This is a genomic window from Bradyrhizobium sp. 23AC (assembly GCF_054863025.1).
In genome coordinates this window covers 1-256 of record NZ_JAVAYN010000230.1, presented here as the reverse complement: position 1 = coordinate 256, position 256 = coordinate 1, and the positions used below count along the sequence as shown (strand labels likewise).

Genomic DNA, 256 nt, shown 5'->3' with positions numbered 1-256 from the left:
CCAGCCGCGCGATGGTGGTCGGCTCGAACTGGGTGTCCGCATCGAGCGCGATCACGATCTCGCCCGTTGCCAGCGCGAGGGCGTGGTTGAGTGCCCGCGCCTTCCCGCCATTTTCGAGCGTGAGCAGCTTCACGCGCGGGTCCTGCGCAAAAGCGGAAGCGACGACCTCGCTGGTCTCGTCGCTCGATCCATCATCGATCACGATGACTTCGACGCGCACATCGGTCGACGCGAGAACGCCGCGCACGGCCCGCTC

1 protein-coding gene is annotated in these 256 nt (G+C 67.2%); it reads right to left on the bottom strand.

Annotated features, from left to right (window positions below; all coding sequences use genetic code 11):
* On the bottom strand, positions 1-256 hold a 256-nt coding region (locus RAD10_RS42230; RefSeq protein WP_461622058.1), incomplete at both ends, for a glycosyltransferase family 2 protein.